Here is a 26,314-nt window from a genome sequence, read left to right on the forward strand (position 1 = left end):
TTATTTTTGTAGCGATTGTGATGTTAGTCACGGAGGGTTAAACGTTTAATCATTTATCATGACTTCATGTAATTATTTTGCTGTTAATTACTATCCATCCTTAATGGATCTAAATGGATTAAAAAACGCGAGTAATATATGAAAAAAGAAACACTCGATTTCTTTCAGAAGTTGTCTAGGGCATTTATTATGCCGATAGCGTTGCTATCGTTTGCATCCTTGCTGCTAGGTGTCGCTTCATTATTTCTATGGCATCAAGCTTTGCTTGATATGTTTCCAATTCTAAAAACACCAGCAATTCAGTACTGTGCGAATTTAATGAATACGGTCGCATCAGTAATAATGGATAATTTACCTTTACTATTCGCTATATCACTGAGTTTTACCTTAGCGAAGGAAGATAAAGAATATGCCGCGTTAGGTGCTCTCGTCGGGTATTTAGCATTGATAATGGGTATGCATGCATTGATTACATTCATTCCCAGCGTGCAACATATGTTCCCAGAGAAAGCATTGACCGAAACACTAGGGATTAAAACCGTCAATACTGGCGTCGTCGGCGGTATTATTACAGGGATAATGTCTAGTTTTATTCATAACCATACACATAAAACAAAATTGCCAATGGCGCTGGCCTTTTTCGGCGGCGTTCGTTTTGTCCCTATAGCAAACACAATATTCTTTGTTATATTCGGCCAGCTTTTCCCTTTTATATGGGTATTTGTTTCCAATATAATTAACAGTGCCGCTATTGGTGTATCTCATGCTGGTGTATTGGCGCCATTTATTTATGGTATGGGAGAGCGTTTGCTTATCCCAACAGGCTTACACCAAATCTGGAATACGGTGATTCGAGATACCATGGTATCTGGTATAGCAACATTCCCCGATGGTCACACTATCGAGGGTGCAAGGGCGATTTTTGCCGACTATATGAGAACCAATATTCTACCCACCAATATGACATTGCCTGACATTGTGAAGTTCTTACGTGGTGGACAGATCCCTATCACGATGTTTACTTTACCAATGATGGCGTTGGCGATGTACCATACCGCTAAGCCTGAGCAAAAGGCAAAGATAAAGCCGTTGCTGATTACGGGGGTATTTACCTCAATTATCGCGGGGGTGACTGAGCCACTTGAGTTTACGTTCCTATTTATCTCACCTTTGTGGTACTTCGTTTACTGTATAATCAACGGCCTGAGCTTTATGCTGTGCTATATGTTCCAGAGTCAGGTTGGTGGAACGGAAGCAAATATTATCGGCCTTGTTCTGTATGGTTTTTTACGGCCGGAGTCAAAATTCTGGATCAATATTCTGATAGGCGTCGTGATGTCTGGCGTAGGTTACCTGTTGTTCCGCTGGTGGATCGTCCGTTTTGATTTGAAAACACCGGGCAGGGGGAGTGATTATGAGCAGACGATAGATATCCTTGGACTGGGTGAAACCTATTCAGATAAAGATCCACTTCAATTGAAAGCCATGACTATTATTAAAGGGTTGGGCGGCAGTGAGAATATCACCGACGTTGAGTCTTGTATGTCTCGATTAAGGGTGAGCGTTATTAATATGGATAACGTTGATGACAAAATATTAAATGCAACAGGGCCGCTGGGCATTGTCAAAGTTGATAGCGAAAATATCCAAATTATATATGGCACTACGGCAGGAACTATTCGTGGTGCAGTGAAAAAACAACTTAGTGCAAAATAAGGATTTTATAATGAAATTATTTATCGTTCAGAATTATAAAGAAATGTCAGAGGTTTCATCTAAGTTTATTCTTTCACCGCTGCTTGAGAATAAAAACCCTGTTATATCATTAACAACGGGAGCCTCTCCTGCTGGGCTGTTTGATATACTCGTTGAGGCTATCAATTCAACACATGATGTCTCTAATGCCGTATTTCTAAACGTTGATGAATATGTTGGTCCTCGCAATGCCGTTTATACGGTGAATACCTTTATGCAAAAACGGTTGTATAGCAGACTCAATAAATTGCCAAAATACATGGACATGTTTTGTGCAGATGCTGAGGATAAAGAGGCCGAAATAAAGCGCTACACTCAGGTTTTAGACACCTATCCAAGAGATGTTCAGCTGCTAGGTCTGGGGACGAACGGTCACATCGGCGCGTGTGAGCCTGGAACGCCGTTTGATCAAACGGCCTTCTGCGCTAAGCACAAAGAATCTACCATTCAAAGTACTATCAATTTGTATGGTATTACGCGAGACGAAGCGCCGACCGAAATGTATACCATGGGTTTCAAAGAAATTATGTCTGCCAAGACGGTGTTATTGATTGCATCTGGCTCCAGCAAGGCTGAAGCGGTGAGACGTATGCTAGAAGAGCCAACCAGTATCGACTGCCCGGCTTCTTATCTACTCAATCATGAGAATTTTGTTTTTGTCATTGACGCCGACGCCGCCGCGTTACTTTCACCGGAGACAAAACTATGTGCGCAGCCATTATAGCCACATGGCGTATGGCTTTAGATGGGGTGGAGAATGCAATGTCTCAACTTCATGAGGGAGCATCCATTAGCGATGCTGTGCAGCTAGCCGTCATGAACGTTGAGGATAATCCGCTCTTTCATTCCGTGGGGAATGGTGGCCTGCCGAACGAAAACGGTAAGGTAGAACTTGATGCCGCATGGATGGATGGCAATACGCTGAACTATGGTGCAGTTATGGCCGTTGAAGGGTTGAAAAACCCTATTGCGGTAGCAAGAAAACTGAGTGGAAAACAGCGCAATAATGTTTTGGCCGGAGAAGGGGCCTTACAGTATGCGATCAACAATCAGTTTGCGATGCGGAATAATTTAAGTTCACTTTCCCTAAAAAAATGGAAGGAGCAACTTGTTATAGAGACAAATCATGAAACTCAGGAAGCTTATGATGGTCATGATACGGTCTGTATATTAGGGGCTAAAAATGGCGAAGTGATTGCTGGTTTATCGACGTCGGGTCTATTCATGAAACATGCGGGTAGAGTGGGCGATACACCGATCATTGGGTCAGGATGCTATGCGGATAGTGATATCGGCTCGGCTGCGGCGACCGGTGTGGGCGAAGATATCATGAAAGGGTGCTTATCTTACGAAATCGTTCGTTTAATGGAGCATATGTCACCTCAGCAAGCATGTACCACAGCATTAGCTCAACATCAAAAACGTTTGCAAAGAAGTAAAAATATTATCGGTAGTATGTCGGTTATTGCCCTCAATAAAGAAGGTGAGTGGGGGGCAGCGACAACCAAAAACGAGTTTTCTTTTGTCGTTGGGCAAGATGAGGGTTCTACCGAGGTATGGATTTCATCCTGCGAAGAAGGAAAAGTCAGTAATACGCGTGCGAGTGATGAGTGGCTTAAAAAATATGCTGATGCACTTAAACATGGTTCTGGCAACTAGGCCGAATCACGAAGTATTAATTTAGGAACGGTATTATTCGGCTGCCCAGGATGCGATTCAAGTTGTTGTATTAAGTCCTGTGCAGCCCTCATGCCAATCTCCTTGAGCGAGAAATCAATGCACGTCAGATTGGTTATGGCTGTATCAGGGATATTTTCTAAACATAGAAGCGCGATTTGCCGAGCAATATAGTTGTCTTTCCCCACGCTTTTCCCAGCCTGCTGTATCCCGTGGATAGCTCCGTTTGCCGTCATTTCGTCATAGGCGAGAATTGCGGTTATTTGAGGATTATGCGTCAGGAGATTGCTGGTTTTTTCTGCCGCAATACGCTGATTGTTTGGACAGTCGATTATCCATTCATTATGGGGAATCACGTCGTAGCTGATGAGCGCTGAAAAGAAACCACCAATACGCTCGGCGCGGCTATAAGAATCTTTCTCGCCGCCAATAAACGCGATATTTCTATGTCCATGCTTAATCAGATGTTCAGTCGCGGTTTCTACCGCATTGAAATAATTTGGTCCGATATGGTGTTTTTTATTGTAATGACAATTCCTAGATATATATGCCGTTGGGGTATTCGATAGGCGAATATATAAATCGTCAGAAACATCATAGGGTGTAATAAGAATAATGCCGTCTACATTCAAATGCAGAAAAAGATCAATGCGATTTTCTAGACTAGCGCCATCTTTACCATATTGAATAAATAGAGGGATTTTGCCGTTAGCTTCTAGTTCACCACTCACACCGTCTAATAACTCTGCGCAAAAATTATCGCTGATATTATGTAACACAATACCAATGAGATTTGTTTTACCACTACGTAACGTTGAAGCATTGTGATTACGCACATAGCCAAGTTCGTTGATCGCATCTTTCACAATTTGCGCGGTCCAAGAAGATATTCTTCCTTTACCTGATATAACCTGTGATACCGCGGCAACAGAAACGCCTGCCAGTGCGGCGACGTCGGCAATAGTGGGCTTCTTTGCTGAATGTTTACTGTCCATTTGTAACACCATTCCAAACAAACCAGCATTTTAGCATGAGGTAGCGGGTTAGTGTATTTCCTCATCTCGTTTCGTTAACTACGACGGTTATATTGGCAAGCGACGAACGGATTATTGCGCAGTGTCTTTATGAGTCACTGTCTTTATGTATCAATGATGTTAAATCAAATGAATAAATGGTGAGTTTAACCCGTCGACATATTTTCAAGTCGACGGGCTAAAGGGAAGTCAACAAACTCTCCTTGCGGCTTTCACCATGGCATTTTCAGGCTCTTTAAACATTTCTTCATGATTGCTTGGAATGGCGGCATCAGCTTGATGACGTAACAGCATAAATAACATACGACAGTTAGCGATGATGTCTTTTGCCTTGGATTTGAGACTGACAAGCGTGATTTTCATTTTTCGTTCCTCTATTGATTCCAATAAGTTGGGCAATGAGGAAAGCATACGCCATGAAAATTAGGGAAAGCTTAGGGTGTGTGAAAATTTGGCTCTATTTTAGTAAAGATTTGCTCGCCCTCTTGGGGGGAGGACGAGCAGATATCATGCTTAATCCGACGTTGGACAGGCCTTTTTCTCAGCGCTTTCCACGCTTTCAGGCTTTTTTTTACGGGCCAGCGGCGTACGCAGACGCTGTGCAATCACAACCCCTAGCAGAGCAATACCACCGCCGATGAGGTGATAGCTATGAAGTTGTTCGTGTAGGAATGAAACGGCAATGATCGCGGTGAACACCGGCGTTAGGTTCATAAATATTGACGCTTTGTTGGCGCCTAGACGAACCACACCTTGTATCCAGAGGAACGGTGCAATAATAGACGCTGGGATCCCCGCAAATAATACCAGCGGAATATTTTGCGTATTCAGACTAACGTTATCGGTTAGCAGGAAGTTCGGCAGGAGTAACAATACGCCAAATACAATTTGGATATAGAGCGACTGCCAATTCGGTAAATTGATATTCCAACGTTTAGTCAGCACACCATATAGCGCATAGGATGCTGATGCGGCAAACATCATCAATTCACCCGAACCAATGCCGTGTGTTAATAGCTCTTGTGGGTTGCCGCCGCTGACTAGCCAGACTAATCCAAAGAAGGACATTACGCTGCCCAGCGCGATACCGACCGTCGGTACAATACGCAACAGCCAGATGCTGATAAGCACCGTTAGCAGTGGGATCAGCGAGCTTAAAATCCCCATAAACAATGCGCTGACACTGTGTGCGGCATAGTAGGCCAGACTTTGGTATAGCACCATGCCCAGTAAACCCAAAATTAGCAGCTTGCCTAGATGCGGGCGAATTGCTTTTCGGTTACGGATAACGCCAGGCAATACGAAGGGGGTTAACACCAGTAATGCTAATACCCAGCGATAAAATGAGATGGCTGCGGGGTCGATAGCACCAGCAGAAACCTTACTGACAATGGCATTCATTGACCAAATCAGCACGGCAAAAAGTGGAAATAGTGCATTCATGATATTTCTTCTCAAAACATTATTGTCGACAACAGTGGCGACGAGCGTTAGTTTACGCGTGTCTGGTTTGTTAGATATAGTGAAAAGCAGACAATATTTAATGAAATCCAGACAAACTGAATTATCACTTAATGTTATTGAGGTGAAGAGCTATGGCTGAACAGCGGATTTTTCCTTCTGATGAGGTGAGTTCAGTTCGTAATCTGTTTTTTCGCTGCGAAGAAGTGAATGCGGACACGGAGTATTTGCCGCACAGCCACCCATGGGGGCAACTCATTTATATCCGGACGGGGGTTTTAGCCCTTAACGTCGGCGATCAACGTTTTCTCGCTCCGTCAAAATTTGCCGTATGGCTTCCCGCTGGCGTTGAACACTCAAGCTACAACCGGAAACTCTCCCAATTTCGAACCATTAACATTAGCGCACGCTTATGCGCGGACCTTCCGGCGGAAGCCTGTTTGCTCAATGTTGGTCCCTTGTTTAACGCTATTGTGGATAATTGCTTTGAGCGTGATTTGATATTTCCAGAGACGCGAGAAGATTTGCGATTATGCCGAGTTTTAGTCGATCAGCTTAAACAAGCTCCTGTGCATCAGACTTACTTACCTTCTTCGCAGGACAAATTTTTAGCTCCGGTGCTGCGGATGCTCGAAAGCTGTCCTTCTGATAATACGCCGCTAAGCATATGGGCTCAGCGCGTATATACCACGGAGCGGACTTTATCACGCCGCTGTCAGATTGAGCTGGGTATGTCATTTAGTGAATGGCGGCAGCGGTTACGTTTTTTACACTCGTTGCCTTTGTTAGAGCAGGGGAAAACGGTGCAGGAAGTTGCACTTGAGGTGGGATACAGTTCTTCCTCTGCGTTTATCGTTATGTTCCAGCAGATCTCCGGTACCACACCTGAGCGTTACCGAAAAGTGAGTTGATCAGCCAATGCGTGCTGACTTATTTGGGCTCGCTTCGCTTTTGGTGGCAAAATAGCAGTTCAATCATTTTCTTATTTACGCAGTGCTTAGCACCGGCGGGAGAAACTCGTGAAAATTCTGGTCGATGAAAACATGCCTTACGCGGGCGAACTGTTTAGCCGTTTAGGGGACGTACAAGCGGTGCGTGGGCGTCCGTTGCCTGCGGAAGCGCTAGTGGGTGCGGATGCGCTGATGGTGCGTTCGGTGACTAAAGTAAATGCAGAATTACTGAGCGGCACGGGCGTACGTTTTGTTGGCACCGCCACGGCTGGCACCGATCATGTTGATGACCGCTGGTTAAGCGAGCAGGGTATTGGCTTTTCGGCGGCTCCCGGCTGTAATGCGATTGCGGTAGTGGAGTACGTGTTTTCTTCTTTAATGATGCTGGCTGAACGCGACGGTTTTGACCTGCGAGAGAAAACCGTTGGCATCGTCGGCGTAGGTAATGTTGGTTCTCGTTTGAATAACCGACTGAAGGCTTTAGGCGTGCAAACGCTGCTGTGTGATCCACCTCGTGCGGCTAAAGGCGATGCTGAAACCTTTTATCCCTTAGATAAGTTGGTGCAGGACGCCGATATCCTGACCTTCCACACGCCGCTGAACAAAACCGGCAGTGATAAAACGCTGCATCTCGTTGATGCCGACTTGCTCGCTGCATTACCCGATAATCGTATTTTGATTAACGCGGCGCGTGGCCCTATTGTCGATAATTCGGCTTTGCTAGCGGCGCTGAAAAACGGTAGAAAACTGAGTGTTATCTTGGATGTGTGGGAGCCCGAGCCTGAGTTGTCATTAGAACTGTTGGCTCTGGTTGATATCGGTACGCCGCATATTGCTGGCTACAGCTTAGAGGGTAAAGCTCGCGGCACGACGCAGGTGTTTGAAGCCTACAGCGAATTTTTAGGGCAACCGCAACACGTTGCTTTAAGCGAGCTCCTACCTGTGCCGGAAATTGCTAGCGTACGCGTTCATGGCGCATTGGATCAGGCAAAACTCAAACGTCTGATGCATCTGGTGTATGATGTGCGCCGCGATGATGCGCCGCTGCGTCGTGTGGCGGGGCAGGCTGGCGAGTTTGATCGCTTGCGTAAACATTATCAAGAGCGCCGCGAGTGGTCTTCACTGTGCGTCCTATGTGACGATAGCGCGAGCGTTGAGCTACTGAGAGCGCTAGGGTTTAGCGCTGAACTGGCCTAGCCGACGGCGATGGCCTCATCCCTTGATTTGGGATAAAAAACCTTTACTGAAACGTGATCTAAGGTTTGGCTAAGCTTAATCGACTAATTTTGAACTAAGGTTTTTTCCAGCGCCTGTTTTGCTTACTTAAGTGATGCCGGGCGCTCTGTATTTTTGCTTTGGGAGAAGAACATGACTGACGGCTGGAATATCGCCTTGTTAGGAGCAACCGGTGCTGTAGGCAGCGCACTGTTGGAACAGTTGGCGGAACGTGAATTCCCTGTGGGTGAGCTGTTCCCATTGGCTAGCGAACGCAGTGCGGGTGAATCCATTCGCTTTAATGGTAAACAAATTCTGGTAGAAAACGCCGCTGAGTTTGACTGGTCACAAGTGCAACTCGCGTTCTTCGTGGCGGGGACAGAAGCGTCTTTGCGTTATGCGGAAGAGGCGGGTAACGCAGGCTGTCTGGTGATTGATAGCAGTGATGCCTTTGCTATGGAGCACGATGTTCCTTTGGTTGTGCCAAGCGTTAATCCACAGGCGCTGTCAGAGTATCGCAACCGCAATCTGGTCGTGGTGGCCGATAGCCTCGTTAGCCAATTGTTAACCGCAATTCGCCCGTTGACCGATGAGGCTGGCTTGGCTCGCATTCATGTCACGAGCCTGCTATCGGCTTCCGCACACGGTAAAGCTGCGGTAGACGAGTTAGCCGGACAGAGCGCGCGTTTGCTGAATGGTATTCCATTCGAACCTGGCTTATTCCAGAAACAACTGGCATTCAACCTACTCCCGTTGGTGTCTGATGCACAGGGTAGCGTGCGTGAAGAGCGTCGCGTGGTTGATCAGGTTCGTAAAGTTCTACAGGATGAAAGCCTACCGATGTCGGTGAGCGTCATTCAGTCTCCGGTATTCTATGGTCATGCTCAGACCGTACATATTGAGACTCAACGCCCGATATCTGCTGAAGAAGCACGCGATGTTTTCGGCCGTTTAGAGAGTATCGAACTCAGCGAAGAGAATGATTACCCAACGCAGGTGGGGGATGCTTCAGGCAACCCACTGCTGAGCATCGGCTGTGTGCGTAATGACTATGGTTCTCCTGATGTCGTGCAGTTCTGGTCAGTCGCGGATAACGTGCGTTTTGGTGGTGCTTTAATGGCTATCGAGACTGCGGAGCGCCTGATTCAGGAGTACATGTACTAATGTCTGAAGCGTCAATCTCCGGCGAGATGATACCCATGACAGAACCCGAGGTTCTGTCTACGAAGCCCGTGTATAAAATTGCCCTCGGCATTGAATATGATGGCAGCCAGTATGCTGGATGGCAGCGTCAGTCGGACGCCCCGAGCGTGCAAGAGTGCTTAGAGAAGGCGCTGAGCAAAGTGGCCTGTGAGCCCATTACGGTATCCTGCGCCGGTCGAACCGACGCCGGCGTGCATGCGACAGGGCAAGTGGTGCATTTCGAAACACATGTGGCGCGTAAAGACGCAGCATGGACGATGGGCGTGAATACGCACATGCCGAAAGATATCGCTGTGCGTTGGGTAAAAAGCGTCAGTGAAGATTTTCATGCACGATTTAGCGCTACGGCTCGCCGTTATCGTTATGTCATCTACAATCATCGTTATCGTCAGGCGGTTTTGCAAAATGGGCTGACTCATTTTTACCATCATTTGGACGCTGAACGCATGGAGCGGGCAGGGCAGGCGTTGCTGGGGGAGAATGATTTTACCTCTTTCCGCGCATCGCAGTGCCAGTCGCGCACGCCGTGGCGTAACGTGTCACATCTGAAGGTTACCCGTTTGGGCGATTACGTGATCGTAGACATCAAAGCCAACGCTTTTGTGCACCACATGGTGCGTAATATCGTGGGGAGCTTGATGGAGATTGGCTGTGGTAATCAGCCTGAAAGCTGGATGGCCGAGCTGCTGGCGGCGAAAGATCGTAAGCTGGCTGCGGCGACGGCCAAAGCGGCTGGTCTGTATCTGGTTTCAGTGGATTACCCTGAGCACTTTGATCTGCCAAAGGTTTCGATGGGGCCGCTGTTTTTAGCTGACTAAACGTGGTGGCTCAGATTTTTAGCTGGTGGAATTGACCAGCACTGTTTATGGAGAGTGAAGTGCCATGGAATATATCCAATGGGTAATCGACTTTATCCTACACATTGATGTGCATTTAGCGGAGCTCGTGGCGCAGTATGGCGTTTGGGTTTATGCCATTCTGTTCCTGATCCTGTTCTGCGAAACCGGTTTGGTCGTGACGCCATTCCTGCCGGGTGACTCTTTGCTTTTTGTTGCCGGTGCACTCGCGGCGTTGCCCACTAACGATCTCAATGTGCATACCATGGTTGCTTTAATGATCGCGGCGGCAATTATTGGTGATGCGGTTAACTACACGATTGGTCGCCTGTTTGGCGCGAAGCTGTTTAGCAATCCCAACTCTAAAATTTTCCGCCGCAGCTATCTGGATAAGACTCATGCGTTTTATGACAAGCACGGCGGAAAAACCATTATTTTGGCGCGATTTGTTCCAATAGTGCGTACTTTTGCACCATTTGTTGCAGGTATGGGGCATATGTCCTATCGCCATTTCGCCATGTATAACGTGATTGGCGCGTTGCTGTGGGTGCTGTTGTTCACCTATGCAGGTTATCTGTTCGGTAACGTACCGGTCGTACAGGAAAACTTGAAACTGCTGATCGTCGCGATTATTGTGCTTTCTATTCTGCCGGGAGTGATTGAGGTTTGGCGTCATAAACGTGCAGCGAAAAAGTCCGCATCTTCTGGCAGCCATCTATAGGGTGCTGTCACAGTTGGAAAATAAAATGCGTTTATTGTTCACCCAGAGTGTTCAATAAATGTAAACTCCACGCGGTTCGACCAGTTTTTTGTCCACAGAGTCGAACCGTTGTGGTTTAATGAACGGCATTTATGGTCTGTTCCTGCTGGTTATCTTGAACCTTTTAGTGCGGTAAGCCTTTTGGCTAGTGGCCTAATTTGTGATTCAAGAAAGGGAAGGTTCTTCACCGTGAGGAAAGGGCTTTGACCGAATTTTTATGGCATGAACAGAGGACTGGCATTTCGCCAGGTTCAAACAGAAAGGTCATCGATGAGCTGGATTGAACGAATTCTTAACAAAAGTAATATCACGCAAACCCGTAAGGCGAGCATTCCTGAAGGTGTCTGGACTAAATGCGATAGCTGCGGTCAGGTACTTTATCGCGCCGAACTGGAGCGTAATCTAGACGTTTGCCCTAAGTGTGATCACCACATGCGCATGTCTGCGCGTATGCGTTTGCATACTCTGCTGGACGAAGGCAGTGAGGTTGAACTAGGCAGCGAGCTGGAGCCTAAGGATATTCTTAAGTTTAAGGACTCCAAAAAATATAAAGATCGCATCTCTGCGGCGCAGAAAGAAACCGGTGAAAAAGACGCATTAATTGTGATGAAAGGTACGCTGAAAGGTATGCCTGTTGTTGCTGCGTCCTTTGAATTCTCCTTTATGGGCGGTTCAATGGCTTCTGTGGTGGGTGCGCGCTTTGTGCGTGCGGTTGAGCAGGCGCTGGAAGATAACTGTGCGCTGATTTGTTTCTCTGCCAGCGGCGGTGCCCGTATGCAGGAAGCACTGATGTCTCTGATGCAGATGGCAAAAACCAGTGCTGCATTGGCTAAGCTGCAAGAACGCGGTTTGCCGTATATCTCCGTGCTGACCGATCCGACAATGGGTGGTGTTTCAGCCAGTCTGGCCATGCTGGGCGACATTAATGTGGCTGAGCCTAAAGCGCTAATCGGCTTTGCTGGACCACGTGTCATTGAGCAAACCGTGCGTGAAAAGTTACCACCAGGCTTCCAGCGCAGTGAATTCCTGATCGAAAAAGGTGCGATCGATATGATTGTACGTCGTCCGGAAATGCGCGATAAACTGGCCAGCCTTGTGGCTAAAATGACGGGGCAGCCAGAACCTGTCAGCAACGAAATCGTTCGTGAAGTTCCTGTTGACGGCGAGACGCAAGAATAGGTTTGCCCTGCAGTTCCTTTATCTGAAACGTTTGGCGTGGCATCAAGGCTTTACCCCATTTCGATGCAGCTTCAATGATGCAGGATAAAGCCATAGCCCCCGTTCTGGGGGCTATGTTGACTTCTTGAACCGGTATGAACGGGACTCATGAACGATCAATGACTATGAATAATCTCCCAATTCCCCAAGCCACATCGCCGTTAGCTGATTGGCTGCACTATCTCGAACACCTGCATACTAAAGCGATTGAGCTAGGGCTTGACCGAGTTAAACGCGTTGCTGAAAACCTTGACCTGCTTAAACCCGCACCAACGGTATTTACCGTCGCCGGTACCAATGGCAAAGGCACCACGTGCCGCACGCTAGAAGCGATTTTAATGGCTGCCGGTTACCGAGTGGGTGTTTACAGTTCGCCGCATCTGTTGCGTTACACCGAACGTGTACGTATTCAAGGCGAAGAGCTCAGCGAAGCCGATCATTGCCGATCATTTGCCGCGTTAGAAGCAGGACGTGGTGATATTTCTCTGACCTATTTTGAATATGGCACCTTGTCAGCGTTGCAGCTGTTTAAACAGTCTGCTCTCGACGTGGTGATCCTCGAAGTTGGGCTAGGGGGGCGTTTAGACGCGACCAATATTGTTGATCCTAGCGTTGCTGTGGTCACCAGCATTGCGCTGGATCATACCGACTGGTTAGGCCCTGATAGAGAAAGTATCGGTCGTGAAAAAGCGGGTATCTTCCGTGCGGGTATTCCGGCGATTGTGGGTGAGCCAGATATGCCGCTGACTATCGCTGAGGTCGCCGCTGAAAAGGGCGCGAAGCTTTATCGTCGCGGGGCAGACTGGAACTTCAGCGTAACCGATCGCGATTGGCAATGGCATGATGCAGATAAAACGTGGTCGCATTTACCTTTACCGAAGGTGCCGTTGCCGAATGCCGCTACCGCGTTAGCGGCACTGCGCCATTGTTCGCTGAGCATTGATGACGCCGCTATTCGTCAGGGATTAGACACGGCATTATTGCCGGGGCGCTTCCAAATCATCCGCGAGCAACCTTTGTTGATTCTGGATGTGGCGCATAATCCCCATGCGGCAGGATATTTGGCGGGGCACTTACAGCAGTTGCTCGAGCAGCGCCCATCGACGCAACCCCGTCATCTGCGCGCGGTGGTTGGCATGTTAGAAGATAAAGACATTGCGGGAACGCTAGAGTGTCTGAAACCTTTAATCAATGATTGGTACTGTGCTCCACTAGAAGGGCCACGTGGCGCTCCTGTTGAGCGCTTGGCTGAGCATTTAGATGAACCTAATGTGTTTGCCGACGTCGAAAGTGCATGGAGAAAAGCAATGCAGGATGCTGCTCCACAGGATATCGTGATTGTTTGTGGTTCGTTCCATACTGTCGCGCATGTTATGGCGGCATTAGAAACGGAGAACGCGAGTGGCGAGTAAGTTTCAAAACCGACTTGTTGGCACGATCATTATCGTCGCACTGGGCGTGATTGTGTTGCCTGGCTTGTTAGACGGGCAGAAAAAGCATTATCAGGATGAGTTTGCGGCGATCCCCTTAGTGCCCAAACCGGGTGAGAACGATCCAACCGACGTTATCCCTCCGGTCACACAGCCTCTGAGCGAAACGCCTGAGGCACCGCAGGACGGTGCTAATGCGCAGATACCTCAAGAGAGTGGCAATGTCCCGACTCAGGATCGCGATAGTGTCAATACGACAGCGCCCTCGAATGCTCAGCAAGGACGTGGAGAGGTGGTTGAGCTCAAGCCTGTGGAAAGCAAGCCTGTAGAGCCACCTAAACCGGTGAAAAAACCAGTGGAGAAGCCAAAACCGGTCGAACCACCTAAGATGGTTGAGGCGAAGCCTAAGCCGGTTGAAAAACCCGTGGAACAGCCAAAAGCTGTCGAGCAACCTAAAGCCGTAGAACAACCGAAGCCCGTTGAGCAGCCTAAAGCTGCTGCGTCAGAAGAAAAAGCGCCAGCAGGGCAGGCATATGTGGTGCAGCTGGGTGCGTTACGTAATGCGTCTAAGGCGAGTGAAATCGTGGCGAAGCTGCGTTTGTCTGGTTATCGCGCCTATACGGTTCCTGCAACGCCGGTTCAGGGGGAAATTACCCGCTTGTTTGTGGGGCCAGATGCCTCCAAACAAAAACTGGAATCTGCTTTGCCTGAACTCAACAGCATCAGTGGGTTGAATGGTCAGGTGCGCAGCTATAGTGGTAAGTAGTCGTTATATAGACGCCGATTTATCGTGAAATGAACGGCGTTTGTTTTTCCAACAGCTTTGTTCTCAGTTATGGGAGCAGGGCTGTTGTTACATTTGGGAGTCGGTCTGACCGGAAGCATTGGCCGGATCTGTGCCAAATTTTTATGAGAATAAAATTTGCGAACAGGAAGGGAAATCCTCTACGCAAACGTTTTCTTTTTCTGTTAGAATTCGCCGCGAACTGGATGCCGAGGCAATTCTTGGATTGGAATGGTCATGGTTTGGATTGATTGGGTCATTATTGGCATCATCGGATTTTCGGCGTTAGTTAGCCTGATTCGAGGATTTGTGCGAGAAGCGTTGTCACTGGTTACATGGGGGGCCGCGTTCTTTGTCGCTAGCCATTTCTATACCTATCTCGCCGTCTACTTCACCCGTTTTGAAGATGCGCTGGTGCGCAACGGCATTGCGATTGCCATTTTGTTTGTTGCAACGCTGATTGTCGGAGCCATTGTTAACTATGTGATTGGTTCGTTGGTGGAGCGAACCGGACTGAGCGGAACCGACCGTGTACTAGGGATTTGCTTTGGTGCGCTGCGCGGGGTGCTGATTGTGTCAGCGCTACTGTTCTTTCTGGATACCTTTACCTCGATGGCACAAAGTGCGGACTGGAAACAGTCGCAGCTCATCCCGCAGTTCAGTTACATTATCAGGTGGTTCTTTGACTACCTGCAGAGCACGTCGAGTTTCATACCGGAGCATTTGCCTTCTATTCCGCTCCCGCTCCGGTAACGCTGATGAGGAAATGACAACATGTGCGGTATTGTCGGTATCGCCGGTTTTACACCGGTAAACCAGTCGATTTATGATGCGTTAACGGTGCTTCAACACCGTGGGCAAGATGCCGCAGGCATCGTCACTATTGATGCCAATAATGGCTTCCGTTTGCGTAAAGCAAACGGGTTGGTCAAAGATGTGTTTGAAGCACGGCATATGCTTCGCCTGCAAGGCAATATGGGTATCGGCCACGTTCGTTACCCAACGGCAGGCAGCTCCAGCGCATCCGAGGCGCAGCCGTTTTATGTCAACTCCCCGTTCGGTATTACCTTGGCTCACAACGGTAATCTGACGAATGCGCACGAACTTAAGCAGAAATTGTTTGAGCGTGCGCGTCGCCACGTCAATACCACTTCTGACTCTGAAATCTTGCTCAACATCTTTGCTCATGAGCTGGATCGTTTTGATCACTATCCGCTGGAAGTGGACAACGTATTTGCTGCGGTTGCGGCGACGCACCAGCAAATTCGTGGCGCTTATGCCTGCGTACTGATGATCATTGGTCACGGCATGGTGGCGTTCCGCGATCCAAACGGCATTCGTCCGTTGGTGATCGGTAAACGCGATCTGGAAGATGGCCGTGTGGAATATATGGTCGCTTCCGAGAGCGTGGCTCTGGATACGCTGGGCTTCGAGTTTATCCGTGATGTTGCACCGGGCGAAGCGATTTATGTCACGGAGAAAGGGCAGTTGTTTACCCGCCAGTGTGCCGATAATCCGAAGAGCAATCCTTGTTTGTTTGAGTACGTCTACTTTGCTCGTCCAGATTCCTTTATCGATAAGATTTCTGTCTACAGTGCACGCGTGCGCATGGGGCAGAAGCTGGGTGCAAAAATTGCCCGCGAGTGGGAGGATTTGGATATCGATGTGGTTATCCCGATCCCTGAAACCTCATGTGATATCGCGCTAGAAATCGCTCGTATCCTGGATAAGCCATATCGCCAGGGATTTGTTAAAAATCGCTACGTAGGCCGCACCTTCATCATGCCAGGCCAGCAGGAACGCCGTAAATCGGTGCGTCGTAAGCTTAACGCTAATCGTGCCGAATTCCGTGACAAAAATGTGCTGTTGGTTGATGACTCTATCGTACGTGGTACGACTTCCCAACAGATTATGGAAATGGCGCGGGAGGCGGGTGCGAAGAAGGTTTATCTGGCATCGGCTGCGCCGGAAATCCGTTTCCCTAACGTGTATGGCATCGATATGCCAAATGCGAATGAGTTGATTGCACACGGGCGTGAAGTGAACGAAATTGCGAAAATCATTGGTGCTGATGGCCTGATTTTCCAAGATCTGAACGATCTCATTGAAGCCGTGCGTGAAGAGAATCCCGATATTGAGCAGTTTGAGTGCTCGGTATTTAACGGGATTTATGTCACCAAGGATGTGGATCAAGGCTATCTCGATTATCTGCAGTCGCTGCGCAGTGATGATGCAAAAGCGATACGCGGTCAGGAAGAAGCTGAAAACCTTGAGATGCACAATGAGGGGTAATCGCCTCTGCAAGTGACGTTAGATTTACATTCTATTTTTAGTCTCTGCTCGCATTTGGCCGCATTGACCGTGTAGTTAATGAGTCCTAAATTATTTATACCCCCTCTGCCCTGCATGGTGAAAATTTACGTTGAAGTAGATTTTCACCATGCAGGGCTTTTTTGTCTTGTGATAGTCCCAAAATGGGATAAGATTCATTTGTCCCATCATGGGACTCATGGATGTTATGATGCTAATACCATAGACATGGAGTGGTAGATGAATATTCGCCCAATCCGTAATGAGCAAGATTACAAAGCCGCGTTGAAAGAAGTATCACTGCTCTTTGAAAATCCCCCTGAGCCAAATACGCCGGAAGGGGATCAATTCGAGGTTATGCTTACTCTTATAGAGTCATACGAATCTAAGCATTTTCCCGTGGAGCTTCCCGATCCGGTTGAAGCCATTAAGTTTCGCATGGAGCAGTCAGGCTTGTCTGTTCGTGATCTGACTGCGGCCATTGGGCATCCTAACCGTGTCTATGAAGTGTTGAATCGTAAACGTAATTTAACGCTGCCGATGATTCGCCGTTTGCACTCCTTGTTTGGTATTCCAGCTGAGTGTCTGATTAAATCCACCAAAGTAGGCCAACACTCATGAAACGTTTAATCATCGGTATTTCTGGCGCCAGCGGCGTGATTTATGGCGTACGTATGCTGGAAGTATTGCGCGGCGTGCCTGATATCGAAACTCATCTAATCATGAGCAATGCCGCACGGCAGACTCTGGCACTAGAAACCGATCTCCAACTGCGCGATGTACAGAGCCTTGCAGACGTGGTGCATGATGCGCGTGATATCGCCGCCAGTATCTCTTCGGGTTCGTTTAAAACAGCAGGCATGGTTATCTTACCGTGCTCGATGAAAACGCTGTCTGGTATTGTGCATAGCTATACCGATAACTTATTGACGCGAGCGGCAGACGTGGTGCTTAAGGAGCGTCGCCGTTTAGTGCTTTGCGTGCGTGAAACCCCGCTGCATTTAGGCCATCTGCGAATGATGACTACGGCAGCAGAACTTGGCGCGATCGTGATGCCGCCGGTTCCCGCGTTTTATCATCGTCCACAGACGTTGCAAGATATCGTCGATCAAACGGTAAACCGCGTGATCGATCAGTTTGATATCGAGATTTCACAAGATCTCTTCACCCGCTGGGACGGCGGACATAAATCACAGTAACACTTGTGCAACATTAGTGCGTTTTTGCAACATCGATCACTTTTGGTGCATAAAGTCTAATTTTCCCTCCTCAGGACCTGTCGTTTTGTCATTGCTGCTCTATCTTTGCTAAAGCAAGGTTGAGCGGCTCACTTCACTGATATCAGCGGTGTTCCGCATCCTTAGAGGCGTTCCTTTGAGGATGTTGATCCATGTCCTGCGTCTATCCGCGGTGAGTCAATGGGTATGGCACGAAATCTGCTACAGCTTTCAGTGCGAGCCGAGCTTTCGCTAAATAACAATTTTAAGTCGATACATTGAGTTCGACAGACTGCAAACAACACAACGACATCACAACCATAAAACGTTTCCTTGAGGGTAAAGTATGAAGAAGCAGGTATTAGCAGTATCTCTATTTTTAGCAATGGTTGGCTCTACAAGCGTTTTTGCAGCCGTTCCGGATCATCTCAGAGTGGGCACCGATCCGACCTATGCACCGTTCTCTTCCAAAAATCCTCAAGGACAACTGGTGGGATTTGATATCGACTTAGCCAAAGAGTTGTGCAAACGCATCAATACTCAATGTACGTTTGTAGAGAGTGATTTCGATGCCCTGATCCCGTCTCTGAAAGCCAAGAAGATCGACACCATCATTTCTTCCCTATCGATTACCGAAAAGCGCCAGAAGGAAATTGCCTTTACCGAGAAGCTCTACGCGGCAGATTCTCGCTTAGTGGCGGCTAAAGGTTCGCCTATTCAGCCAACGTTGGAGTCATTGAAAGGTAAACACGTCGGGGTACTGCAAGGTTCTACGCAGGAAACTTACGCGAATCAGCACTGGCGCCCGCAGGGTGTGGACGTGGTGCCGTATCAGAATCAGGATTTAATCTACGCTGATTTAGCGGCGGGTCGCATCGACGCGGCCTTCCAAGATGAGGTGGCCGCTAGCGAAGGTTTCTTGAAACAGCCAGTGGGCAAAGATTATGCCTTTGCTGGCCCATCGGTGAAAGACAACGCGATTTTTGGCGTAGGTACAGGCATGGGGCTGCGTAAGGATGATGCCGATTTGAAGGTTGCCTTGGATAAAGCCTTTGATTCAATGCGTAAAGATGGCACCTATGACAAGTTTGCCAAGAAGTATTTCGACTTTAACGTCTACGGCGGTTAATCCGAGGTGAGACATCCGCCGCATTCTGTGCGGGGGATGTCTGTGGGTTAAGTTTGTTCGCGATGAAATGGCAGGCTGAAGATGCTACAAGGCTACTCTCAACTCATTTTAAATGGTGCACTGGTGACGCTTGAGCTTGCGGTAAGTTCGGTGCTGCTTGCGGTGGCCATAGGCTTGCTCGGCGCGGCGGCAAAGCTCTCTCGCTCGTCTGTTCTGGCGACGATTTTTGAAGGTTACACCACGCTTATTCGAGGCGTACCCGATCTCGTCCTGATGCTGCTGATCTTCTATGGCTTGCAGATGGTTTTAAACCAAATCACGGATTTACTCGGCTGGTCCCAGTTTAATATCGATCCGCTGGTTGCCGGTGTGATCACGCTGGGCTTTATCTATGGCGCTTATTTTACGGAAACGTTTCGCGGTGCCTTTATGGCTGTACCGAAAGGTCAGATCGAAGCGGCAACGTCGCTGGGATTTTCCGCCAGCAAAATTTTCCGCCGTATTTTGTTCCCAGCCATGATGCGCTATGCGTTACCGGGCATCGGTAATAACTGGCAGGTGATTTTAAAGGCCACTGCGCTAGTTTCGTTGTTGGGGTTGGACGATTTGGTCAAAGCCACTCAGATTGCCGGCAAAGGCACCTGGCAGCCATTCTATTTTGCCATCGTGGCGGGGGCGATCTATTTACTCTTTACCACGGTGTCGAATGGTGTGCTGCTGATGCTCGAGAAACGCTACTCTGCGGGTGTGAGAAGGGCAGAACTATGAATGAAATTATTTATGAATACTGGAAATCGCTGATTTGGACGGATGGTTTTCGCTTTACCGGAATCGCGATTACGCTGTGGTTGCTGATTGCTTCGGTGGTGATGGGCGGAATACTGGCCGTTTTTCTCTCCGTGGCTAGGGTTTCCCCAAAACGTTGGATTTCGATGCCGGTATGGTTGTTTACCTGGGTCTTTCGTGGCACTCCGCTGTATGTGCAACTGCTGGTGTTTTACTCTGGAATGTACACGTTGGAAATAGTCAAAGGTACCGAGATGCTCAATGCATTTTTCCGCAGCGGGCTGAACTGTACTTTACTGGCGTTAACGCTGAACACCTGCGCCTATACCACCGAAATTTTTGCCGGAGCGATCCGTGCGGTGCCCCATGGTGAAATCGAAGCCGCGAATGCTTATGGTTTTTCACGTTTTAAGCTTTACCGCTGCATTATTTTACCTTCTGCGTTACGTACGGCATTACCCGCATACAGTAATGAAGTGATTCTGATGCTGCACTCGACCGCGCTGGCGTTTACCGCGACGGTACCTGATTTACTGAAAGTGGCGCGTGATATCAATTCCGCAACCTATCAGCCTTTCACCGCGTTTGGCATTGCGGCCGTGTTATATCTGATTATCTCTTACGTGCTCATCAGGCTGTTCCGCAAAGCGGAGAAACGCTGGATGGCGCATGTTAATCCCACACTTTCTCACTGAGCTGCCGTTGATGAATCCAACCAAACTTAACGTAATAGAGCTGCATAAACGCTACGGTGACCACGAAGTGTTGAAAGGGGTGTCACTGACGGCGAAAGCCGGCGATGTGATCAGTATTATTGGCTCATCAGGGTCGGGAAAAAGTACGTTTTTGCGCTGCATTAATTTTCTGGAGAAACCGAGCGAGGGTTCGATTGCTATTAACGGCACCGATATCGGTTTGGTTCGAGATACAGACGGTCAGCTAAAAGTGGGTGATAAAAAGCAGCTTCGACTGTTGCGTACGCGCCTGACGATGGTGTTCCAGCATTTCAATTTATGGAGCCACATGACCGTGCTGGAAAACGTGATGGAAGCGCCGATTCAGGTTCTTGGGCTGAGTAAAGCAGAGGCGCATGAGCGGGCGATTCGCTATCTCGACAAAGTGGGTATTGATGAAAGAGCGCGAGGGAAATACCCGATCAATTTGTCTGGCGGTCAGCAACAACGTGTGTCTATCGCTCGCGCTTTAGCGATGGAGCCGGAAGTCTTGTTGTTTGATGAACCAACGTCGGCGCTCGATCCTGAATTGGTTGGTGAAGTATTACGCATTATGCAAAAGCTGGCCGAAGAGGGAAAAACGATGGTTGTGGTGACTCACGAGATGGGATTTGCCCGTCACGTGTCTAATCACGTTATCTTTTTGCATCAAGGGATAATTGAAGAACAAGGGCCGCCAGAATGGGTGTTTGGTAGCCCAAAAAGTGCGCGGCTACAGCAGTTTTTGTCGGGGGCATTGAAGTAGGGGGGATTGCTTAGGGCTGGGGAGTTTTGGGGCATAATAGCTACAGCAGCTCTATGCTAGATCTATGAAGGTTTTGTACGCCTGTCGTTTATGGGACGGTGGTGTAAAGTTTCGTACGCCTATTACACTGAAATCTACATGAACACCGTGCAGGCGTCCGAGCAAGGCGGCTCAATCGCCGCCGCCTTGCATCCGGGCTTGGCACCCCCTCCCAGCCCGCTACGCGGGTTCCCTCGTTTCATCATTCCGGTCTTAACGGAACGAACGGCAATCGCCATCCTGGCTCCTCCGTTCTTTCGCCGACGTCCTGTCGGCGAATCCTAGCCTACATTCCTCCCTTCGGCTGAAGAACAACGTGCCGGAAAAGGTCAAAGGCAAAAGATAAAGACCACACCCTGTTTTTGTCTTTTTAATTGTTTAAGTCTTGGTAGGTAGAGCCGGCACGACAGGGATGTCGTGACGGAGTTTGGGGCGCCCTGGATGGGCGATACCAAACCGGAGCGGAGATGGCGTCTCGGATAAAAGCGCGCGAGTTGAGAGCCCCCGCGCAACGGGGCTCTCATCGGTCGCCTTCGCCAGCGGTGTCATGGACACGCATTTGCTGACAGGCGAACGAAACATTTCACTGCAATACCATAAACGATCGGTGAACTAAACCTCTACCAACTTAAAACTCCTTCCCCAACACATTCCTCAACGCATCTTCCAACTCAAAATATCTAAACCCAAACCCCGCTTCTTCTAAGCGTTTTGGCACGGCGCGCTGTCCCGTAAGTACCAGTACGCTGGCTTCACCCATCAGGGTTTTGATTGCAAATGCCGGAGTACGTACTACCGTTGGGCGTCCTAAAATTTCACCCAATGTTGCGATAAACTGTTCGTTATGAACCGGATAGGGCGCGGTCATGTTGAACGGGCCATTTAACGTTGGGCATTCCAGCAGATAGAGAATAGCGTTGACCATATCATCGATATGGATCCACGGCATGTACTGCCTGCCGCTACCCATTTCGCCCCCTAAGCCTAAACGGAACAGCGGCAGCATTTTGCTTAATGCGCCGCCGTCGGGTGAAAGCACGATCCCTGTTCGCATTAAGCAAACACGCGTTTTATCGCTGGAAGCTTGGAGAGCAAGCCCTTCCCAGCGAGCGCAAAGATCGTGAGTAAATTCGTGGTGCGGCGGGTCTTCTTCCGTGACGAGCGCTTCATCCTGATCGCCGTAATAACCGACCGCAGACCCCGAAAGCAGTGCAGAAGGCGGCTTAGCACTGTTGTGGATCAGTTCGACGATGCGCTGGGTAATATCCCAGCGGCTGTGACACAAACGCTGCTTTTGCTCTTCGCTCCAGCGCTTATCGGCAATAGGCTCGCCCGCTAAATTGATAACGGCATCGTAGCCGTCAAGGTTTGACAGTGCATCTAACGAGGTGACGTAGCTAACATTATCCCCCAGTCTTTCTCGTCCTTTTTGCGGATCTCGGGTTAAAACCGTTAGCTCGTGGTGTAGCGTCTGAAGACGTTGGCAAAGAGGTTTGCCGATAAGCCCCGTTCCGCCGGTAATAAAAATACGCATAAGCCTTCTCCAAGATCAGGGATATGTATACCCGTCAGTACATTAAGCTGCGCTAGCGACTGTTGCTGGCCGCCTCTCCAGTTGTTCGGGTATATGTCGTTATTTATCAGCCTTACGGTAGCGCATAGTCATCGAGACGGAATCCGCGTAGCGTAGCGCGTAAAGCTTATCGACCTCTACTTCAGCATAGGTGACCCAGTGGTGTTCACAAGCGATGTCGAGAACATCTTGGGTTAATTTTTCCAGCAGCGCGAAACGATGTTCCTCTACGTGAGCAATGATGCGTTTCGTGATGGTACGGTAGTTAAGCGCATCGGCGATATTTTCGCTTCTCCGTGCTTGTTCTGCTGGGTAGTGGATCACAACGTTGATAACAACGTCTTGTTTATTATTGATTTCTTCTTCTTTTATCCCGATGAAAGTACGCAGCCGCAGGTTTTTAATCCGAATGATGGCATCAGGCTGTAAAAAGCTCATAGGGTATCCTTATCAAATGCGATGTCGCATTCAGCATACAGGGAAAATTGGCGATTGGTAATAGAAGGGGAGTTGCGACCAGCACCGTGAGTGCTGGCCTGAAACCATTATTCTTGTGGCAGGTTGTACGCTTTTTTAGTGGCGGGGCGCGCAGAGATACGTTCAAACCAGTTACGTACCGCAGGGAAGTCTTCTAAATCGATGCGTTGGCGCGCATGCGGCACCACCCAAGGATAAATCGCCATATCAGCAATGCTGTATTCATCACCAGAAACATAGGCATGTTTCTGGAGCTGTTTGTCTAAAACGGTATACAGGCGTTTGGTTTCAACCTGATAGCGTTCGATGGCATAGGGAACCGGCTGGGGAGCATAGTGATTGAAGTGGTGGTTTTGTCCCAGCATTGGACCAAAGCCGCCCACCTGCCAAAACAGCCACTGGAGAGTGGAAGCGCGTGAACGCAGCTCCTGACTGATGAAACGTCCGGTTTTTTCTGCCAGATATAGCAGTATTTCGCCTGACTCGAACAGGCTTAACGGAGCGCCGCCGTCAACGGGCTGACGATCGACGATGGCTGGAATTTTGTTATTTGGCGAGATGGCTAAAAATTCGGGTTTGAACTGATCACCAGCGCCGATATCGACGTGGTGGATGCGATATGCCAGGCCAGATTCTTCGAGAAAAAGCGTTATTTTATGGCCGTTTGGCGTCGGGGCGTAATACAGGTCGATCATGATGTCTCCCAGAAAAATCAAGCGGTAAGAGGAAGCGTATCCTTCTGACTATAGTCCAAAAGCCACAGCGGTGAAAGCGATGGTGTTGCAAAAATGTATAATTAAGATTGAATGAAATATCTACTCTGTTACATGATTTCATCGCTGCAAAAGTATGCAGACATGTAATACTGATACTCCTACTGTTTTGTCCTATTCCTCAGGAGGCAACATGAGTCATCCGGATATTACGCTGTATTCTGACAGTCATTTTTTTAGTCCTTATGTGATGTCGGTCTATGTGGCTCTGAAAGAAAAAGGGCTGAGATTCGAACTGGAACCCGTTGACTTGGCAGAGCATGAAAATCAGCAGGAGGCGTATGCCGAGCTATCCCTGACGCGTAGGGTGCCAACGTTGTTGCATGAAAACTTTTCTCTCTCTGAATCTTCGGCGATTACGGAATATCTGGATGAGGTGTTTGCCGCGCCGGATTTTGCGTCGCTCTACCCACACGACAAACAAAAGAGAGCCAAGGCTCGCGAGATTCAGGCATGGTTGCGCAGCGATCTCATGCCGATTCGCCAAGAGCGCTCTACAGAGGTCGTCTTTGCTGGATTAAAGCCACCTGCGCTAAGTGAAGAGGGCGAGTATGCCGCGGCTAAGCTTATCGCCGGAGTTGAACGCCTGTTGTTGGAAGGACATCAAAACTTATTTGGTGAATGGTGTATCGCAGATACTGATTTAGCGCTCATGCTCAATCGATTGATTATGGCGGGAGATGCTGTGCCTGAACGGCTGGTCGAGTATGCACATTTCCAGTGGCAGCGCGCATCTGTATGCCAGTGGCTAGCTTTATCGGCCGCCAAACGACGCTAAAGCGATTAAGTGTTGTTAAAACAAGCAACTGATGAATCAATCTGGTTAAAAGTGGGCAAACAAGGCTTTGTAGGCTGGCGGGCAATGATAGCCATCGTTACACTATGGGCATTACTCCTATTCAACGAGAACCGCATATGAAGCTGATGTTTGCCTCGGATATTCATGGCTCTCTCAGCGCGACGCAGCGCGTGCTTGAGTTGTTTGAACAAAATGAAAGCCAATGGCTGATTATTCTGGGAGATGTGCTCAATCACGGGCCGCGCAATCCACTGCCCGACGGCTATAATCCGCCTCAGGTCGCAGAGCTATTAAATAAGTTTGCTGACAAGATCATCGCCGTTCGTGGCAATTGCGATAGTGAAGTCGATCAGATGCTGTTGAAATTCCCGATGATGGCGCCTTGGCAACAAATCTTGCTCAATAATCAAAGATTGTTTTTAACCCACGGTCACCTTTATCATCCTGCTGAGCTACCGCCATTGAGCCAAAAAGATGTGCTGGTCTACGGACACACACACTTGCCGGTAGCAGAGCAACGTGGTGATATTTATTGTTTCAATCCTGGCTCGGTTAGCCTACCTAAAGGCGGAAATGTCCCTAGTTTTGGGATGTTTGAACACGGAGTCTTAAAAGTCTGCGCCCTGAACGGTACAGAGATACTGGCAGAAGTCGCAATCGGCTGATTTTTTATTTTATGGCATTTTCGGTAGGATCTGCGTGCGCTGATGTTGCACATAAAGCAGATGCGATGAACAAACTGCGTGCGTCAGTACGCTAAGAAAAAGGTTTCAGAGGATGGTGGAACAAACGCTCAACACCGGGTTGGAGTGGGTCGATATCGTTGACGAAAACAATGATGTCATTGCTCAATCGACTCGTGCGCAAATGCGCGCTCAATGTCTGCGTCACCGTGCAACCTATATCGTGGTTCACAATGGAATGGGGCAGATCCTGGTTCAAAAACGTACCGACAACAAAGATTTTTACCCCGGTTGGCTAGATGCAACCGCAGGGGGCGTTGTTCAAAGCGGTGAGAACATGTTGGATTCAGCACGCCGTGAAGCGGAAGAGGAACTGGGTATTGCCGGTGTTCCCTTTGCCGATCACGGTATGTTCTATTTTGAACAAGACAATTGCCGTGTTTGGGGCGCGCTTTTCAGCTGTGTTTCGCACGGGCCGTTTGCCTTACAGGAAGAAGAGGTGGAATCCGTTCGCTGGATGACGCCAGAAGAGATCACGGCTGAGTGCGACAGCTTTACGCCGGACTCGCTCAAAGCCCTCTCATTGTGGATGACACGCAATAGCGACAAGCACTATCAGCCGATGTGTATTCAAAAAAATACGCCATCGGCAAAAGCCTCTAGCGAAACTGAAGCGGAAGAAGTGCCGCAGAACGAGAGCGAAGAGTAGCGATTCAACGCCTGTCG

General features: G+C 48.7%; 28 protein-coding genes. 22 read left to right on the top strand and 6 right to left on the bottom strand.

Annotation, left to right across the window (positions count from 1 at the left end; translation table 11 throughout):
• Positions 1–138: 138 nt before the first annotated feature.
• From HMPREF3091_RS20700 to HMPREF3091_RS20710, 3 genes are read left to right on the top strand one after another with little or no spacing between them, the layout of a single operon-like run.
• Positions 139–1,716, top strand: coding sequence for a PTS transporter subunit EIIC (locus HMPREF3091_RS20700; RefSeq protein ID WP_004092727.1), 1,578 nt, complete (start codon positions 139–141; stop codon positions 1,714–1,716).
• A 10-nt stretch (positions 1,717–1,726) separates the two neighbouring features.
• The gene (locus HMPREF3091_RS20705) at positions 1,727–2,479 is read left to right on the top strand and encodes a 6-phosphogluconolactonase (RefSeq protein ID WP_035503364.1); all 753 of its coding nucleotides are present in this window, start codon (positions 1,727–1,729) and stop codon (positions 2,477–2,479) included.
• A gap of 38 nt (positions 2,480–2,517) precedes the next feature.
• Positions 2,518–3,414 (top strand): glycosylasparaginase, encoded by an 897-nt coding sequence (locus HMPREF3091_RS20710; RefSeq protein ID WP_210403581.1) that lies wholly within the window; start codon positions 2,518–2,520, stop codon positions 3,412–3,414.
• Here the strand turns inward: HMPREF3091_RS20710 and malI are convergent.
• The 3 genes from malI to HMPREF3091_RS20725 all read right to left on the bottom strand — a co-directional run bounded on the left by malI (position 3,411) and on the right by HMPREF3091_RS20725 (position 5,909).
• Positions 3,411–4,427, bottom strand: coding sequence for a Mal regulon transcriptional regulator MalI (gene malI, locus HMPREF3091_RS20715; protein ID WP_035503362.1), 1,017 nt, complete (start codon positions 4,425–4,427; stop codon positions 3,411–3,413). The genes HMPREF3091_RS20710 and malI overlap by 4 nt on opposite strands.
• Positions 4,428–4,655: 228 nt before the next feature.
• On the bottom strand, positions 4,656–4,829 hold the full coding sequence (locus HMPREF3091_RS20720; RefSeq protein WP_167510567.1) for a hypothetical protein: 174 nt from the start codon (positions 4,827–4,829) through the stop codon (positions 4,656–4,658).
• Positions 4,830–4,979: 150 nt separating this feature from the next.
• Positions 4,980–5,909: a DMT family transporter gene (locus tag HMPREF3091_RS20725; RefSeq protein WP_070718692.1), complete on the bottom strand. Its 930-nt coding sequence runs from the start codon at positions 5,907–5,909 to the stop codon at positions 4,980–4,982.
• Positions 5,910–6,061: 152 nt separating this feature from the next.
• On the opposite strand from HMPREF3091_RS20725, the gene HMPREF3091_RS20730 reads away from it, so the two are divergent.
• The 16 genes from HMPREF3091_RS20730 to hisP all read left to right on the top strand — a co-directional run bounded on the left by HMPREF3091_RS20730 (position 6,062) and on the right by hisP (position 21,244).
• On the top strand, positions 6,062–6,838 hold the full coding sequence (locus HMPREF3091_RS20730) for an AraC family transcriptional regulator (protein WP_070718694.1): 777 nt from the start codon (positions 6,062–6,064) through the stop codon (positions 6,836–6,838).
• 108 nt (positions 6,839–6,946) lie between these two features.
• A complete protein-coding gene (gene pdxB, locus HMPREF3091_RS20735; protein WP_070718699.1) occupies positions 6,947–8,074 on the top strand; it encodes a 4-phosphoerythronate dehydrogenase PdxB in 1,128 nt (375 codons plus the stop codon).
• A gap of 171 nt (positions 8,075–8,245) precedes the next feature.
• Positions 8,246–9,256, top strand: a complete 1,011-nt coding sequence (locus HMPREF3091_RS20740) for an aspartate-semialdehyde dehydrogenase (protein WP_008814049.1) — start codon at positions 8,246–8,248, stop codon at positions 9,254–9,256.
• A 35-nt stretch (positions 9,257–9,291) separates the two neighbouring features.
• Positions 9,292–10,113 (top strand): tRNA pseudouridine(38-40) synthase TruA, encoded by an 822-nt coding sequence (gene truA / locus HMPREF3091_RS20745; RefSeq protein ID WP_035503390.1) that lies wholly within the window; start codon positions 9,292–9,294, stop codon positions 10,111–10,113.
• A 64-nt stretch (positions 10,114–10,177) separates the two neighbouring features.
• On the top strand, positions 10,178–10,852 hold the full coding sequence (locus HMPREF3091_RS20750) for a DedA family protein (protein WP_004092702.1): 675 nt from the start codon (positions 10,178–10,180) through the stop codon (positions 10,850–10,852).
• Positions 10,853–11,161: 309 nt separating this feature from the next.
• Complete coding sequence (gene accD / locus HMPREF3091_RS20755) at positions 11,162–12,070, top strand: acetyl-CoA carboxylase, carboxyltransferase subunit beta (protein WP_008814046.1); 909 nt, start codon at positions 11,162–11,164, stop codon at positions 12,068–12,070.
• 164 nt (positions 12,071–12,234) lie between these two features.
• The gene (gene folC / locus HMPREF3091_RS20760; protein WP_070718792.1) at positions 12,235–13,521 is read left to right on the top strand and encodes a bifunctional tetrahydrofolate synthase/dihydrofolate synthase; all 1,287 of its coding nucleotides are present in this window, start codon (positions 12,235–12,237) and stop codon (positions 13,519–13,521) included.
• Positions 13,511–14,305, top strand: coding sequence for a cell division protein DedD (gene dedD / locus HMPREF3091_RS20765; RefSeq protein WP_070718702.1), 795 nt, complete (start codon positions 13,511–13,513; stop codon positions 14,303–14,305). The genes folC and dedD overlap by 11 nt, the downstream gene beginning before the upstream one ends.
• A 255-nt stretch (positions 14,306–14,560) precedes the next feature.
• Positions 14,561–15,076: a colicin V production protein gene (gene cvpA, locus HMPREF3091_RS20770; RefSeq protein ID WP_008814043.1), complete on the top strand. Its 516-nt coding sequence runs from the start codon at positions 14,561–14,563 to the stop codon at positions 15,074–15,076.
• A gap of 21 nt (positions 15,077–15,097) precedes the next feature.
• Positions 15,098–16,615 carry an amidophosphoribosyltransferase gene (gene purF, locus HMPREF3091_RS20775; protein ID WP_004092690.1) on the top strand — a complete coding sequence of 506 codons (1,518 nt, stop codon included), beginning with the start codon at positions 15,098–15,100 and terminating at the stop codon, positions 16,613–16,615.
• A gap of 258 nt (positions 16,616–16,873) precedes the next feature.
• The gene (locus HMPREF3091_RS20780) at positions 16,874–17,254 is read left to right on the top strand and encodes a helix-turn-helix domain-containing protein (RefSeq protein ID WP_070718705.1); all 381 of its coding nucleotides are present in this window, start codon (positions 16,874–16,876) and stop codon (positions 17,252–17,254) included.
• Entirely contained in the window at positions 17,251–17,832 is a 582-nt protein-coding gene (locus HMPREF3091_RS20785; protein ID WP_008814041.1) for a UbiX family flavin prenyltransferase, read from the top strand. Before HMPREF3091_RS20780 ends, HMPREF3091_RS20785 begins: the two co-directional genes overlap by 4 nt.
• A gap of 364 nt (positions 17,833–18,196) precedes the next feature.
• Positions 18,197–18,979 carry a histidine ABC transporter substrate-binding protein HisJ gene (gene hisJ, locus HMPREF3091_RS20790; RefSeq protein WP_004092682.1) on the top strand — a complete coding sequence of 261 codons (783 nt, stop codon included), beginning with the start codon at positions 18,197–18,199 and terminating at the stop codon, positions 18,977–18,979.
• Between the two features lie 81 nt (positions 18,980–19,060).
• Positions 19,061–19,747 (top strand): histidine ABC transporter permease HisQ, encoded by a 687-nt coding sequence (hisQ, locus tag HMPREF3091_RS20795; protein ID WP_004092681.1) that lies wholly within the window; start codon positions 19,061–19,063, stop codon positions 19,745–19,747.
• Entirely contained in the window at positions 19,744–20,460 is a 717-nt protein-coding gene (locus tag HMPREF3091_RS20800) for an ABC transporter permease (protein ID WP_070718709.1), read from the top strand. The genes hisQ and HMPREF3091_RS20800 overlap by 4 nt, the downstream gene beginning before the upstream one ends.
• 10 nt (positions 20,461–20,470) lie before the next feature.
• Positions 20,471–21,244, top strand: a complete 774-nt coding sequence (gene hisP, locus HMPREF3091_RS20805; protein ID WP_035503387.1) for a histidine ABC transporter ATP-binding protein HisP — start codon at positions 20,471–20,473, stop codon at positions 21,242–21,244.
• Positions 21,245–21,911: 667 nt separating this feature from the next.
• Here hisP and HMPREF3091_RS20815 read toward each other — a convergent pair.
• The 3 genes from HMPREF3091_RS20815 to yfcG all read right to left on the bottom strand — a co-directional run bounded on the left by HMPREF3091_RS20815 (position 21,912) and on the right by yfcG (position 24,028).
• Positions 21,912–22,817 carry a TIGR01777 family oxidoreductase gene (locus HMPREF3091_RS20815; RefSeq protein ID WP_004092676.1) on the bottom strand — a complete coding sequence of 302 codons (906 nt, stop codon included), beginning with the start codon at positions 22,815–22,817 and terminating at the stop codon, positions 21,912–21,914.
• Between the two features lie 99 nt (positions 22,818–22,916).
• Positions 22,917–23,294 carry a dihydroneopterin triphosphate 2'-epimerase gene (gene folX / locus HMPREF3091_RS20820; protein ID WP_004092674.1) on the bottom strand — a complete coding sequence of 126 codons (378 nt, stop codon included), beginning with the start codon at positions 23,292–23,294 and terminating at the stop codon, positions 22,917–22,919.
• Positions 23,295–23,401: 107 nt separating this feature from the next.
• Positions 23,402–24,028, bottom strand: coding sequence for a GSH-dependent disulfide bond oxidoreductase (gene yfcG, locus HMPREF3091_RS20825; RefSeq protein WP_070718714.1), 627 nt, complete (start codon positions 24,026–24,028; stop codon positions 23,402–23,404).
• Positions 24,029–24,239: 211 nt separating this feature from the next.
• Between yfcG and yfcF the strand changes: the two genes are divergently transcribed.
• From yfcF to yfcD, 3 genes are all read left to right on the top strand, one after another.
• Entirely contained in the window at positions 24,240–24,884 is a 645-nt protein-coding gene (gene yfcF / locus HMPREF3091_RS20830; RefSeq protein ID WP_035503359.1) for a glutathione transferase, read from the top strand.
• Positions 24,885–25,021: 137 nt separating this feature from the next.
• Complete coding sequence (yfcE, locus tag HMPREF3091_RS20835) at positions 25,022–25,570, top strand: phosphodiesterase (RefSeq protein WP_070718716.1); 549 nt, start codon at positions 25,022–25,024, stop codon at positions 25,568–25,570.
• A gap of 112 nt (positions 25,571–25,682) precedes the next feature.
• On the top strand, positions 25,683–26,297 hold the full coding sequence (gene yfcD / locus HMPREF3091_RS20840) for an NUDIX hydrolase YfcD (RefSeq protein ID WP_004092664.1): 615 nt from the start codon (positions 25,683–25,685) through the stop codon (positions 26,295–26,297).
• Positions 26,298–26,314 lie beyond the last annotated feature (17 nt).

The sequence above is a fragment of the Hafnia sp. HMSC23F03 genome, from assembly GCF_001816025.1.
Taxonomy (GTDB): domain Bacteria; phylum Pseudomonadota; class Gammaproteobacteria; order Enterobacterales; family Enterobacteriaceae; genus Hafnia; species Hafnia paralvei.

Excerpts from the sequence above, each read along its gene's own strand:
- HMPREF3091_RS20710 (WP_210403581.1), top strand. The coding sequence starts at position 2,518 with ATGTCTCAACTTCATGAGGGAGCATCCATTAGCGATGCTGTGCAGCTA.
- yfcG (WP_070718714.1), bottom strand. The coding sequence starts at position 24,028 with ATGATCGACCTGTATTACGCCCCGACGCCAAACGGCCATAAAATAACG.
- HMPREF3091_RS20720 (WP_167510567.1), bottom strand. The coding sequence starts at position 4,829 with ATGAAAATCACGCTTGTCAGTCTCAAATCCAAGGCAAAAGACATCATC.
- HMPREF3091_RS20785 (WP_008814041.1), top strand. The coding sequence starts at position 17,251 with ATGAAACGTTTAATCATCGGTATTTCTGGCGCCAGCGGCGTGATTTAT.
- yfcD (WP_004092664.1), top strand. The coding sequence starts at position 25,683 with ATGGTGGAACAAACGCTCAACACCGGGTTGGAGTGGGTCGATATCGTT.
- hisQ (WP_004092681.1), top strand. The coding sequence starts at position 19,061 with ATGCTACAAGGCTACTCTCAACTCATTTTAAATGGTGCACTGGTGACG.
- HMPREF3091_RS20705 (WP_035503364.1), top strand. The coding sequence starts at position 1,727 with ATGAAATTATTTATCGTTCAGAATTATAAAGAAATGTCAGAGGTTTCA.
- accD (WP_008814046.1), top strand. The coding sequence starts at position 11,162 with ATGAGCTGGATTGAACGAATTCTTAACAAAAGTAATATCACGCAAACC.
- purF (WP_004092690.1), top strand. The coding sequence starts at position 15,098 with ATGTGCGGTATTGTCGGTATCGCCGGTTTTACACCGGTAAACCAGTCG.
- folX (WP_004092674.1), bottom strand. The coding sequence starts at position 23,294 with ATGAGCTTTTTACAGCCTGATGCCATCATTCGGATTAAAAACCTGCGG.
- HMPREF3091_RS20725 (WP_070718692.1), bottom strand. The coding sequence starts at position 5,909 with ATGAATGCACTATTTCCACTTTTTGCCGTGCTGATTTGGTCAATGAAT.
- HMPREF3091_RS20740 (WP_008814049.1), top strand. The coding sequence starts at position 8,246 with ATGACTGACGGCTGGAATATCGCCTTGTTAGGAGCAACCGGTGCTGTA.
- folC (WP_070718792.1), top strand. The coding sequence starts at position 12,235 with ATGAATAATCTCCCAATTCCCCAAGCCACATCGCCGTTAGCTGATTGG.
- hisP (WP_035503387.1), top strand. The coding sequence starts at position 20,471 with ATGAATCCAACCAAACTTAACGTAATAGAGCTGCATAAACGCTACGGT.
- HMPREF3091_RS20815 (WP_004092676.1), bottom strand. The coding sequence starts at position 22,817 with ATGCGTATTTTTATTACCGGCGGAACGGGGCTTATCGGCAAACCTCTT.
- truA (WP_035503390.1), top strand. The coding sequence starts at position 9,292 with ATGACAGAACCCGAGGTTCTGTCTACGAAGCCCGTGTATAAAATTGCC.
- HMPREF3091_RS20780 (WP_070718705.1), top strand. The coding sequence starts at position 16,874 with ATGAATATTCGCCCAATCCGTAATGAGCAAGATTACAAAGCCGCGTTG.
- yfcE (WP_070718716.1), top strand. The coding sequence starts at position 25,022 with ATGAAGCTGATGTTTGCCTCGGATATTCATGGCTCTCTCAGCGCGACG.
- yfcF (WP_035503359.1), top strand. The coding sequence starts at position 24,240 with ATGAGTCATCCGGATATTACGCTGTATTCTGACAGTCATTTTTTTAGT.
- HMPREF3091_RS20800 (WP_070718709.1), top strand. The coding sequence starts at position 19,744 with ATGAATGAAATTATTTATGAATACTGGAAATCGCTGATTTGGACGGAT.
- HMPREF3091_RS20700 (WP_004092727.1), top strand. The coding sequence starts at position 139 with ATGAAAAAAGAAACACTCGATTTCTTTCAGAAGTTGTCTAGGGCATTT.
- cvpA (WP_008814043.1), top strand. The coding sequence starts at position 14,561 with ATGGTTTGGATTGATTGGGTCATTATTGGCATCATCGGATTTTCGGCG.
- hisJ (WP_004092682.1), top strand. The coding sequence starts at position 18,197 with ATGAAGAAGCAGGTATTAGCAGTATCTCTATTTTTAGCAATGGTTGGC.
- malI (WP_035503362.1), bottom strand. The coding sequence starts at position 4,427 with ATGGACAGTAAACATTCAGCAAAGAAGCCCACTATTGCCGACGTCGCC.
- HMPREF3091_RS20750 (WP_004092702.1), top strand. The coding sequence starts at position 10,178 with ATGGAATATATCCAATGGGTAATCGACTTTATCCTACACATTGATGTG.
- HMPREF3091_RS20730 (WP_070718694.1), top strand. The coding sequence starts at position 6,062 with ATGGCTGAACAGCGGATTTTTCCTTCTGATGAGGTGAGTTCAGTTCGT.